This window comes from Sporolactobacillus inulinus, assembly GCF_006539285.1.
GTDB lineage: Bacteria > Bacillota > Bacilli > Bacillales > Sporolactobacillaceae > Sporolactobacillus > Sporolactobacillus inulinus.
This window is the reverse complement of the sequence record NZ_BJMS01000047.1, coordinates 1-12,503: the sequence shown is the minus strand read 5'-3', so window position 1 is coordinate 12,503 and position 12,503 is coordinate 1. Positions and strand designations below refer to the sequence as shown.

General features: G+C 50.1%; 10 protein-coding genes. 6 read left to right on the top strand and 4 right to left on the bottom strand.

The genetic code is table 11. The annotated features are described in order from the left end of the window. Positions 1–88: 88 nt before the first annotated feature. The 3 genes from SIN01_RS08065 to SIN01_RS08055 form a co-directional block, all read right to left on the bottom strand. Positions 89–1,429, bottom strand: a complete 1,341-nt coding sequence (locus SIN01_RS08065; protein WP_010027256.1) for a nucleobase:cation symporter-2 family protein — start codon at positions 1,427–1,429, stop codon at positions 89–91. 41 nt (positions 1,430–1,470) lie between these two features. Beyond that, on the bottom strand, positions 1,471–1,728 hold the full coding sequence (locus SIN01_RS08060; protein WP_010027258.1) for a ferredoxin: 258 nt from the start codon (positions 1,726–1,728) through the stop codon (positions 1,471–1,473). Between the two features lie 63 nt (positions 1,729–1,791). Further along, positions 1,792–2,832, bottom strand: coding sequence for a Rieske 2Fe-2S domain-containing protein (locus tag SIN01_RS08055; protein WP_010027259.1), 1,041 nt, complete (start codon positions 2,830–2,832; stop codon positions 1,792–1,794). 544 nt (positions 2,833–3,376) lie between these two features. On the opposite strand from SIN01_RS08055, the gene allC reads away from it, so the two are divergent. The 6 genes from allC to SIN01_RS08025 all read left to right on the top strand — a co-directional run bounded on the left by allC (position 3,377) and on the right by SIN01_RS08025 (position 11,585). Beyond that, positions 3,377–4,618 carry an allantoate deiminase gene (gene allC / locus SIN01_RS08050; RefSeq protein WP_010025746.1) on the top strand — a complete coding sequence of 414 codons (1,242 nt, stop codon included), beginning with the start codon at positions 3,377–3,379 and terminating at the stop codon, positions 4,616–4,618. A 270-nt stretch (positions 4,619–4,888) separates the two neighbouring features. Continuing rightward, complete coding sequence (gene pucG / locus SIN01_RS08045) at positions 4,889–6,136, top strand: pyridoxal-phosphate-dependent aminotransferase family protein (RefSeq protein ID WP_029548220.1); 1,248 nt, start codon at positions 4,889–4,891, stop codon at positions 6,134–6,136. Positions 6,137–6,236: 100 nt separating this feature from the next. Continuing rightward, positions 6,237–7,586, top strand: coding sequence for an allantoinase (locus tag SIN01_RS08040; protein WP_029548219.1), 1,350 nt, complete (start codon positions 6,237–6,239; stop codon positions 7,584–7,586). A gap of 930 nt (positions 7,587–8,516) precedes the next feature. After that, positions 8,517–9,986, top strand: a complete 1,470-nt coding sequence (locus SIN01_RS08035; protein ID WP_010026499.1) for an NCS1 family nucleobase:cation symporter-1 — start codon at positions 8,517–8,519, stop codon at positions 9,984–9,986. A 197-nt stretch (positions 9,987–10,183) separates the two neighbouring features. Further along, positions 10,184–11,140, top strand: a complete 957-nt coding sequence (gene manA / locus SIN01_RS08030) for a mannose-6-phosphate isomerase, class I (protein WP_010026498.1) — start codon at positions 10,184–10,186, stop codon at positions 11,138–11,140. A 31-nt stretch (positions 11,141–11,171) separates the two neighbouring features. Continuing rightward, positions 11,172–11,585, top strand: coding sequence for a hypothetical protein (locus SIN01_RS08025; protein WP_010026497.1), 414 nt, complete (start codon positions 11,172–11,174; stop codon positions 11,583–11,585). Between the two features lie 45 nt (positions 11,586–11,630). On the opposite strand, the gene SIN01_RS08020 is transcribed toward SIN01_RS08025, so the two are convergent. Next, positions 11,631–12,503: NAD(P)-dependent oxidoreductase (locus SIN01_RS08020; protein WP_244935251.1), on the bottom strand; the 873-nt coding region annotated here is incomplete at its 5' end.

Below are 12,503 nucleotides of genomic sequence, written 5' to 3'. Positions count from 1 at the left end.
TCACATCCTGTGAAAGTATGTCCTGTATGCAACGCGGAAGTCATCACATCCTGCGGAAGTAGGAACTTCCACTAAAAAGCGCGCCTCATCAAACTTCTTTTGCTGCGCTTGTTTCTGCGATCATTTGCTTTGAAGCAGCGTCGATTGGCTCTGCAGAAGTACGACGTCCGGCATTTAAAATAAGATTGAGAATAAGAGCGGTAAGACTCCCTGCAACGATTCCATTATTCGTCAGAATCTGAATCAGACTTGGAAAATGGGCGAACAATGCCGGCTGCACCGTAACGCCCATGCCAATGCCGACGGCACAAGCGACGATCAGCAAGTTTTCTTGACGAGAAAAATCAACTTTTCCGAGCATACGGACGCCGGAAGCAATGACCATGCCGAACATGGCCAGCGTTGCACCACCGATGACCGCGTTTGGAATGAGGACGGTAATCGCACCGATTTTCGGAATCAGACCAAGGGCAACCAAAGCAACGCCGCAGACTACGGTGACGCTGCGTGATTTCACCCGGGTCATCTGAACCAGACCAACGTTCTGTGAAAAAGTGGTATAAGGAAAAGCATTGAAGAAACCACCGAGCAGGATTGCTAGACCTTCAGCGCGATAGCCGTGCTGCATTGCTTTTTCGTCAATTTTTTTTCCACAAATCTCACTCAAAGCCAGATAGACGCCGGTCGTTTCAATCATGCTGACAATCCCAACGATCGACATGGCGATAATCGCATCAAGATGAAAGGTCGGTGCACCGAAACTGAATGGAGCGATCAAACTGAACCAGCCCGATTGGCCGACGGATGAAAAATCGACTTTTCCCATAAACGCGGCAGCGAGGGTACCGACAACAATACTGAGCAGGATCGAAATCGTCTGCATAAATCCTTTGAAAAATCGGTTCATGAGGATGATCAGGGCGAGTACTCCGAATCCAAGGGTCAGATTTTGAGGGCTTCCAAAGTCCTTCACGCCGACTCCGCCGCCAAGGTTGTTCACTGCAACCGGAATCAGTGTAATTCCGATGATCATGACGACGGATCCGACAACAACCGGCGGAAAGAGCGAGCGGATTTTCCCGAAGAAGGTGGACAGCGCCAGCACAACCAAACCGGCGATGAGAATGGCACCACATATACCGGGCATGCCATATGATTTTCCGATGATAATCATCGGCGAGACAGCGGTGAAGGTGCAGCCCATCACAATCGGTAAGCCGATACCGAAAAAGCGGTTTTTCCATGCCTGGAGCAATGTAGCAATACCGCAGGCAACCAAGTCGATGGAAACGAGCAAGGCAAGCTCAGCCCCTTTAAGCCCAACCGCGCCGCCGACAATCAGTGGTACGATGACGGCGCCGCCGTACATCGCCAGCATATGCTGGATCCCAAGTGAAACTATTTTTCCTTTTGAATGGGTCTGTTCCATTCTTTTCACACTCCCCATGGTCTATTTATTGTTCGTAGGTTTCAGCTTGCTTCATGTTCTTCTTTTGCCGGATCGCCGTTAAAGGGGGTCCCGCTCATTTTAATCGACTCAGTCGGGCAGCCTTCGCAGGCATCGATGACGTCATCGAGCTGGGCTTCAGGAATTTCCTTTGTTCCCTGATTATCGTCAAGCAGGACGCGCGATGTGCCGTCATCATCGTATCCGAAAATATCCGGAGCAGCACATCCACAGGCTCCGCAAGCGATGCATGTGTCTTTGTCGACAATCACATAGTGCATAAGCTGTACCTCCTTGTTTTGCTGGAATCAAAGCAGGTATGGAAGGCATCTGATCAGTCCTTCTTAACTGGTATAGCTCTTGCCGAGCCCCATCTCCTTCAACAGTTTCCGGTAGGCGATCGACGTTTTATCCGCCATGATATGTGCTTCCGCCCGCAAATCGAGCGGCAGCTCTTCCGGCTTCTGATTCTCGACCATTTCCCGATCTTCATTAAAAATTTTTAAGTTGAACGCGCAGGCGTCTTCAACCGAAAGTGTTTTATCGAAGTTTTGGGCAATTGGACAGAAGAGACGTGTTTTGCGTGCAGAGATTGGACTTGCGGCGTTCAGAATCCAAAGCTGCTTGCCCTCTGGAAAATGAACGATCAGCCGGGCGCAGAGCGGAGGATAGATGTCGTATTCACGTAGCCATTTGAACGCTGCAGGGGACGGGTCGGCCATTCCTTTTGGATAATTGCTCACCGTGCTGAGATAATCGGTGTGGATGCCTTGCGGCGTGCGCGACACTTTGTAACTCGGAACGAATGCGTTGTTGCGATCGGCAAACGTTGCGGTATGCACCCAGGCAAAGTGAGCGACATCAACAAAGCCTTCAATCTGCCGGCCTGCCGATCCATTAATGTCGATCGTTGGTGCTAAAAAGGAACTATAATCTTCATTGCCCCAAATTGGAAATGGCGGCACGTGATCGCTTTCTCCGGCGAGGGTGGTCCAGACCAAACCGTAGCGTTCGACAACCGGATAAACAGTTAAGCAGAGTCGCGGCGATATTTTTGCCTCCGGATGGGCGGGAATCGACACGCACTGCCCATCAGCACTGTAACTGAACCCATGATATGGACAGACAATGTTGTCGTCTTCCACCCAGCCCATGCTGAGCGGGGTTCCGCGATGGATGCACAAGTCGCGGGCAACCACCGCTTTTCCCTTTGCGCGATAAACCACCAATGCAACATCAAGCAGTGTGACCGCAAGCGGCTGATCGCTGACTTGAGCGCTCTCAGCCACCGGATACCAATAGTTTATCAGAACATTCCAGTCTTGTGGGGTAAAGGTACAATCTGTTGGATAAGGAGTTTTCCTTTTGATGTTCGTTGCCGTCATCACAAACCGCCTCCTGTTCTATTTGGTTGTTGAAAAGTTTATAACAAGTCTGCAAAAATATGAAATAACGTGTTAAATAATCTAACAATTTTATGCTTTTTTTGTAGCTTTAGCCTACACGTTGGATTTCCTTTGTAGGATGTGACGGAAATGTGAACGGATGATTGGAGCATTTTCGCTGCAAGGCAATCGTCGCGAAAGTCACCGCATCCTGTGAAAGAAAGGACTCAGCTTACAGGTAAGGAACGTTTATGATTTTTGGTCATGTAAAAGCCAGAGCATCAACGCGCAGATGCTCTGGCGCCTGCGCTAAGCGAGTAACCGGAGCGTACCCGTGCACAAGTGATGAATCAAAGCCGCAGCAAAAGGAACTTTCGCTAAATGCTATCTTGAAGAGCGATGGTGACTTTTAGCTAATGTAACCAATCGATATTAGAAAAATTGGACTATTTTATAATGGTCTCATCGCTATTGTTTGCTAAAATAACCCTATTCCTAATCGGAGTATGTTAGGAGATCTAACGCAGAAGGAAGGCGAGGAGTGATGATGGATCAAGCCTCAACGACATTAAAAGACGATCTCCGTCAATCGATTAATTGGCTCGCGTCGTTTGGTAAAACCGAAAACGGCGGGGTCACGCGGCTGCTTTATGATGAGGCTTGGCAACAAGCACAGCAGGCGCTCGCACAGAAAATGAGCAAATCAGGCCTGCTTGTGCGATTCGACGATGTAGGCAACCTGTTCGGCCGATTGCCGGGTACTGAGGACAATGCGCCTGTTATCTTGACCGGATCACATCTTGATACCGTTGTTGACGGCGGTAAATATGACGGCGCGTTCGGTGTCCTGGCTTCTTTACTGGCGGTCGATCGGTTAAGACAACAATTTGGCGCGCCGAAACGCACGTTGGAAGTTGTGGCGCTGTGCGAGGAGGAAGGCAGCCGATTTCCAATCTCCTTCTGGGGTTCCGGGAGCATTACCGGAGCCTATCAGCAGTCCGATGCGGCCGGGTTGGAGGATTCATCCGGTGTCCGCTTCATTGATGCGATGCAGCAAGCCAGCTTCGGCAAAGGTGATTATCCGGAGCCTGCGCGCAATGATATTGCCTGCTTTATCGAGACGCATGTCGAACAAGGAGTCACACTTGAACTTGAAAAGAATACATGGGCGGCGGTAACGCATATTGTCGGTCAACAGCGCTACACCATCACGTTGACCGGTGAGAGCAACCATGCTGGGACGACGCCGATGGATCGGCGTCACGATGCCGTCTATGCGGCCGCGCAAATGATCGCTCATGTGATCCGCCGGGCTAAGCAAGCACGGAATGGACTGGTTGCAACGGTTGGACGCATCAAAGCAGCACCCAATGTACCTAACGTCGTCCCCGGAAGCTGCAGCTTTACCCTTGATATTCGTCATCATCAATCCGATGTCATGAATCATTTCAGCGATCAAGCACTTGCCTATTTTCGGCAGCAGGCGCAAAAATCGGGAATTTCGATTCAAATAACAAAATGGATGGATGCGCGCCCGGTGCCGCTTGATCCGAAGCTTGCGGAACTGAGCTATTCCTTGGCACAGGAAGCGGGGATACCGTGCAAGAAAATGGTGAGCGGTGCCGGACATGATGCGCAGATTTTCGGTAGCTACTGTCCGACGGCATTAATGTTTGTCCCAAGCCACAACGGCATCAGCCATTCGCCGAATGAATTCACGAAGCTTGATGATCTGGAAACCGGTGTTCAGATGTTAATGAAGCTTTTGCATCATTTAGCCTACTAATCTTTTAAGAAGAAACGGGCCGGTCTGGTCCTTACTGCCCTAGATGCGGCGGCTTTCGTGTTCTGCGCGCCGCTTTTAGCGAAAGCGCCTATTCCGTTGTGCTGCACGCGGATTGGATTCACCAACCTATGAATTGACAGCTGCTCTTGCCGCAGGCGTCTCACGGACCTAGTGAAGGGATCAGGCTGATCTCAGTAGCACGAGGACAATTTTAACGTTCTGATTTTGTAAGAAAAATTTTACGATAAAAAAATGAAAGAAGTGAGTGTTGTGTCGCGTTATCGTATGCTCCAGACACCACCGAGGATGATCATGACCCCAGGGCCGGTTGCGGTTGATCCGCGTGTCCTGCGCGCGATGTCCTTGCCGATTCTCGGTCAATTCGACCCTGCGTTTACGAAGATCATGAATGAAGTGATGGTGATGCTGCGCGCATCGTTTCAGACGAAAAATCATTGGGCACACCCGATTGACGGAACATCACGCGCCGGATTGGAAGCAATGATCGCCAGTCTCATTGAACCTGGAGATCGAATGCTTGTCCCGATCTACGGACGCTTCGGCGATCTGTTTGTTGAAATCGGCGAACGCTATGGCGCAGAGATCCACACGTTGAACTGCCCATGGGGTACGGTTTTTGATCCGGAAGAGATCATTGCTGAAATTAAAAAAGTACGACCGAAAGTGGTCGCGCTGGTTCACGGGGAAACTTCCACAGGACGGATGCAGCCGTTGGCGGAAGTAGGTAAGGCTTGCCGCGAGCTGGATGTTTTGCTCGTCGTTGATGCGGTTGCAACCTATTGCGGCGCGGATGTGCGTGCCGATGAATGGAACATCGATGCGCTGATCGGCGGCGCGCAAAAATGCTTGTCGATTCCATCGGGGATTGTCCCATTGACGTACAATGATCGCGTGGATCAAGTGATTAAACGGCGTAAAAAAGTGGAACGCGGGATTGCAACGGATGCCGACCGGCTGGCCGGATCAAGCACGCCGATTCGCAGCAACTATTTTGACCTGAGCCAGCTGCAGGATTACTGGAGCGAGCGGCGTCTTAACCACCATACAGAAGCGACATCAATGGAGTATGCACTGCATGAAGGGTTGCGGCTCGTTTTAGAAGAGGGGCTGGAAAATCGTTTTAAACGGCACAAGGTGAACGAGGCGGCATTGATGGCAGGCATGGAAGCAATGGGACTCCGCTTGTTCGGCGATCCGAAGTGCAAAATGCCTACGGTAACTTGCGTCTCCGTGCCGGACGGCGTGAACGCCGATGAGGTTCGCGACATTTTGCTCAATCACTTCGCCATTGAAATTGCAGGCTCGTTCGGCGCGCTGCAAGGCAAGATCTGGCGTATCGGCACGATGGGTTATGCCTGCCGTGAAGACTGCGTGCTGCATGTGCTTGCCGGACTCGAAGCAGCACTGATTCGCTGCGGTGCCAAGATAGACCGTGGCAAAGCACTGCAAGCAGCCATGGATGTCTACGTTCAGGAGCTGGCAGCTGTAGAAAATTAAACGGAAGGTTGCTTGATGGCCGGAAATGAAGGGGCATGTAAGGGAGAAGGGTTCAAATGAAATCATTTGATCAAAGCAATGAGGAAGGGCGGGAAGCGTGATGACCTATGATTTGCTGATAAAAAACGGTTCGGTTGTTCTCCGTGATGAAGTGACGAAATTAGATCTTGCCATAAAAGAGGGGCGGATCGTTGCGCTCGGTGAAGCGATCGACGGCGAAGCGCAGCAGGTAATCGATGCAGAAGGAAAAACAGTTTTTCCCGGAATGATCGATATTCATGTTCATTTTGATGATCCCGGACGTACGCAATGGGAAGGGTTTGAGACGGGCTCGGCAATGCTCGCTGCCGGCGGCTGTACCGCTTTTTTCGACATGCCCTTGAATGGAATTCCATCGACCGTTACGAAACAAGCGTTTGAGGATAAAGTGGCGCTCGGGGAAGAGAAGTCATGTATCGATTTCGCGCTTTGGGGCGGTCTTGTTCCCGATCATCTTGATGATCTGCAGGATTTGTTCGATTGCGGGGCCATCGGTTTCAAAGCATTTCTATCACCATCGGGCAACGCTGAATTCAAATCCGTGGATGACTTGTCTCTGCTTGCCGGTATGCGAAAAATAGCCGAGCTCGGCGGTATTCTGGCACTGCATTCAGAGAGTGCACCAATCGTCACTTTTCTGCAGCAGGAAAAATTGAATCAAGGACGAACCGGCTTTGATGACTATGCCGAATCACGCCCACCGCTCGCCGAAGTTGAAGCGGTTTCGCGAGCGCTCCTCTTTGCTGAATTAACCGGTTGCGCGCTTCACTTTGTACATATCAGCACCGTCAGAGCCGTTCAGCGCATCCAAGCGGCGAAAAAAGCAGGGCTTAACGTTACACTGGAAACCTGTCCCCATTATTTGCTCTATAATCACGACGATTTCAAAAAGCTCGGCGTTGTCGGAAAATGCGCGCCGCCGCTTCGCAGTGAAGCCGAACGGATCGGTCTGACGAATCAGCTCCTGCAAGGGCAAATCGATCTCATTTCTTCCGATCACTCCCCCTGTGAGTGGAAAGATAAAGACAAAGAAAATCTATTTGAAGCCTGGGGCGGCATCAGCGGTGGTCAATTCTCACTGCTGAGCGCGATTGAAATTGCTCTGGATCATGAAATCTCACTGACGAAGGTCGCCGAATGGACGGCACGCCATCCCGCCGAGCGCTTTGGCTTGTCGGCACGTAAAGGATCAATTGGCATCGGAAAAGATGCCGACCTGGCGATTGTCGACCTGAACCAATCGGAGCGGGTCACCCGTGAACGCTTGCTGCAACGGAACGCGTTCAGTCTGTACGAGGGTCGCATCTTCCCGGCAAAGGTGCTGACCACAATCAACCGCGGTACCGTCGTTTATTCTGAGGGAAAGATTAACAGCAGCGCCCGCGGTCGCTGGATCTCGGCAAAAGCATAACAAGTGAAGCGACGAAACGATGCCCAAGATGTGCGGCATCGTTTTTTTTTGTGGGAAGCGTTCGGGCGTCTGCGGGAGAGTAGAGCAGGACAAAGGAGACCCCGCAGATTCTTGCATGTCTGAGGAGGCTCGTGGTGCGCCCGCGTCGTGCCCTGTTAATGCAAGCAGCCGGAGAGTACCCGTCAGACAAAAGATTGAGGGCTCCAAGCCGCATCCTGCGAAAGTACGTCCTGAGCGAAACGCGGAAGTCAGCGCGTCCTGCGAATGTAATATAGACGGAAAAATTCCCCTTAATTAGAAAATAAACTAAATAACAGCTTAATAGACGGAGAGATTCCGCTTATCAACGTGAAAAACGTGAAAAGGAGGGATTTTGCTTTGCATAACCGGAAAACCTCCCCTTATGTACCCCTGAAATGAGCTCTACTCCGCATATAACCGAAAAATCTCCGCTTATTTTACGAGCTATTTTATTATTGATGGTTCAAAACCGCATCATGTGAAAATACGTCCTGTGCACAACGCGGAAGTCAGCGCATCATGTGAAAATACGTCCTGTGCACAATGGGGAAGACACGTATGCGCTCGGGCACCTGCGGTCGTGCCCTGTTGATGCGAGCTGCTGAAGTGTCGTTCGTGCACAGAGTGATGGTTCAAAACCGCATCCTGCGGAAGTAACGACCGCGCGCTTCTTAACCGGTTTCCCTCCGTTGAAAAATGTAAGAAAATATAACGCGATCAATCTAACCTTTGTTTAAATTAATTAATTCAAGAAAAATATTTAGTTGTCTTAACTAATGACGAGTATAATTTTCTGTACTAATCTATATATTGTGAAAATTAATAACGCTAGTTGTTAGAAATTCGAACAATAAAGCTGCTGAATTCTGCGGAACGTGTTTGTTCATTTAACTGAAAGAAGGGTTATGGATGGAGAAAGCCAGTCAAGCTATTTTCACAGGAACGGTTTCAGGCGCCAGTCACCGTTTGTACAACGAAGATTTAGCACCGGCACGTGAGCGGCGCTGGACGACTTACAGTCTGCTCTCGATGTGGATGTCCGATGTGCACAGCATCGGCACCTATACGTTCGCGGCGGGGCTCTTTTTTCTCGGTTTAACCGGTTGGGAAGTGCTTGTTGCGGAAATCATTGGTGCGTTTGTCGTAATGTATTTGGCAAATATGACCGGTGTTGCTGGAACGAAGCTCGGGGTTCCTTATCCCGTGCTCTCGCGTATTTCGTTCGGTGTGTTTGGCGGGAATGTGCCGGCTTTGATTCGCGGGGTCATTGCTATTTTCTGGTATGGCATTCAAACGTATCTGTCTTCGGTCGCCGTTGTTGCAATCCTGCTTTTGATCTTTCCTGATATGAAGTCGATGATGGGTACAACTTTTCTCGGACTGTCTGCTCCTGGCTGGATCGGTTTTCTTTTCCTTTGGGCCTTGCAATTTTTCATTTTTAACTATGGAATGGAATTTATCCGAAAGTTTGATAACTTTTGCGGACCGGTTGTCTATGCGATGATGCTGATTTTAATTGGATGGATTGCATTTAAGGCGGGCGGCAAAATCGATATCGGTGCCAGTCCGGTAAAAGTTTCTTCCGGCCAAGCAATTGTCCAATTCTTCAGTGCCATTTCGCTTGTTATCGCATACTTTTCAACCATCATTCTCAATGTCAGCGACTTTACTCGCTTTTCTCCATCTGTAAAAACAACAAAACGCGGCAACTTCTGGGGGCTTCCCGTCAACTTTACGGCATTTTCACTGGCCAGCGTGGTGATCACAGCCGGAACCATAACCGTTTTCGGAAAGGCGATTACCGATCCGGTGCTGCTGATTCAGCGTGTCGACAATCCGTTTTTCCTGATCGTTGGTGCGCTTGTTTTCATCATTGCGACAATGGGCGTCAACATTGTTGCGAACCTCGTTTCTCCTGCTTATGATTTTGCGAATGTTGCGCCGAAACGAATTAACTTTCGGCGTGGAGCGATGATCACTTCGGTTCTGTCGGTGGTCGTCATGCCATGGCAAGTGTATGCGAATCCGATTGCCGTAAACTATTTTCTTGGCGGTCTAGGTGCTTTTCTCGGTCCGATTTTTGCGATTATTATCGTTGACTATTATTTAATTAAACACGGGAAAATCAACGTTCAGGACTTGTACCAAGAAGGAGCCGATCATGCCTATTGGTATACGAAAGGGTATCACATGAAAGCATTTGCTGCGTTTCTGATCGGTGTTGTGATTACGGTTCCTCTGGCATTGCTCCCTGCGTTTTCAGCAGTCGCTGCGTTCTCGTGGCCGATCGGCGTCCTCGTGACAGGCGTTGTCTATCGCGTACTCATGCCAAACCGCAGCTTGGTAAAATCCGATGCAGCGGTGACGGATGCGCATTAATCTCTACCATTTGCTACGAGACGAACAAAAAATAGTACAAAAAGTTGCCTCAAACGTCATTTTTGACGGTGAGGCACTTTTTTTATTCATAAGGTCTGAGAAAAGTGACCATAGGTTCGAATAACCATTGATTTCCTGTCACAAAAAGAATGGTATAATAGAAAACGGATTGTATAGAACGGGGGACGATTTCAGAGATGGATAAAACACCGCTTTTTCTAGAACCTGCGCTTCATGAAAAAATCTGGGGAGGATCGCGTCTGCGTGATGTGTTCGGTTACACGATTCCAAGTGAAACGACCGGCGAATGTTGGGGCATTTCCGCGCATCCGAACGGACCTGCCGTGATTAAAAACGGACCGCTTGCCGGAAAAACCTTGGCCGATGCTTGGGCATCAAATAGAGAACTGTTCGACAACTACTCAGGCAATGATTTTCCACTGCTGACGAAAATACTGGACGCGCGGACCGATCTGTCGGTACAAGTGCATCCGGATGACGCGTATGCGCAAGCGCACGAACATGTACCGTTCGGCAAAACCGAATGCTGGTATGTCATTGACTGTGATGAAGATTCAGAAATTGTGTATGGCCATACGGCGCAAACACGTGAAGAATTTAAGCAGGCCGTTGCTGAGAAAAAGTGGGACAGCCTGCTGCGCCGTGTCAAAGTGAAACCGGGCGACTTTTTTTATGTGCCAAGCGGAACGATTCATGCCATCTGCGGCGGCTGTCTGATTCTTGAAACGCAGCAGAGCTCGGATACAACCTACCGCGTTTATGATTATGACCGTCCGGGTTCAGATGGAAAACCGCGCGAACTGCACATCCAACAATCGATTGATGTTGCCAACTGTCCGCATGTTGACCCAAGTCTGACCTACCATGTTCGTCAAGAAGCGGAGGCAAAGTTCACCGAATTGCTTCGTGAGCATCTTTTTACCGTATCGCATTGGGATGTACGCGGCCGCACCGAACCAATCCAGAAGAATTGGCCGTTTCTGTTAATGAGTGTTCTTGATGGGAAAGGCACGCTGCAAATCGAGGGCACGAGCTATGATCTGAAAAAAGGCGATCATCTGGTTGTACCGGCTGCGGTTCAAACACTGCAGCTGCTCGGCACCATGGATTTGATCGTCTCCAATCCGGTATAACATGAGGCGAAAGCGAAAAAGGCCGACAATCTTGGTCGTTGGCGCTTCACATTCAGATGGTACGCTTCCGTTTGCAGGTGTGCAGATTGCCAACCGCGCGCACCGCAACCGTAGAAAAGCGGCGGTGGTCAGCAGCTGCACTCAAGGAACGGCGCGTGTATTTTTTCTGCACAGCAGCGGGGAAACGCTTGGAGAAGAGGAACTGCCGATTGTGAAACGGAGCATCATGCGCAGCAGCGTGATTTTACTGCTGCAGCATGCGGCGGTCGGTGTTGCCCTGCAAGCAGCGGCGATTGCCAAAACGCATAATGTGAATGTGATGATCGATCCTGATCCGATGCTTGCCTTGCCGGAAAAGATCAAGCGGGCAGCGGATCAATTGCTGCAGGCAAAGCAGCAACGACGCGCCACTGTGAAAAAATGGAAAAAAAGACGTATCAAATAAAAAGGAGCAAGGGGTTTACGGCCTCTTGCTCCTTAATCGTTTCAATTAGTGCTTTTTCAGCAAATCATAGATGGTCGCAAAATCATAATCACCTTTTCCCTGCTGCTGGCAAAGTCCGTAAAACGCTTTGACCAGATTCGATAGCGGCAGCGCAAAGCCATGTCCGTATGCTTCTTCAGAAGCCAGTTCCATATCCTTATAGATACTGTTGACTTTAAAATCGGCATTCTCGAAGTCTTCCTTCAACATCTTGTTTTCCTTGAAATGAAGGATCGGTGCTGCGGTTGGTCCGGCGAAGAGCGATTGAATGACGCCTTCCTTGTCTAAACCGAGACTCTCCCCGAAAGCTACTGCTTCTGCAAACGCGGCAACCGATTGGCCGAGCATCAGGTTGTTGACGAGCTTCATCGCGGTTCCGGCTCCATTTGCCCCTTTATGATGGACGGCTTTGCCCATCACATTAAGCAGCGGACGAACTTCTTCAAGATCAGCGGCATCGCCGCCAACAAAGAAGAGTAGTTCGCCCTTTTCAGCTGGCCCCGTTGACCCGGCAACCGGCGCGTCTAGAAAGCGAATCTTTTTCTCATGAGCACGTTTTGCTAACTGTACCGACTGTGTCGGACTGATCGTGCTGCTGTCGATCCAAAGGCTGCCCGGCTTCATGCCGACGAGCAGTCCCTGTTCGCCATAGGCAACGGCATCAACTGCTTTTGGATCGGCAAGCATCGTGAACACGATGTCTGCTTGGCTGCCGACTTCCTTAGGGGATGACGCACCCTTTGCGCCTTTCTCAATCAGTGGCTGCATTTTTGACTGGGTACGATTGTAGATGACAAGATCATTTCCTGCATCGAGCAGGCGGCCGGCCATGCGGCTGCCCATGAGTCCAATTCCGATAAAACCGATCATTCGTTGGTT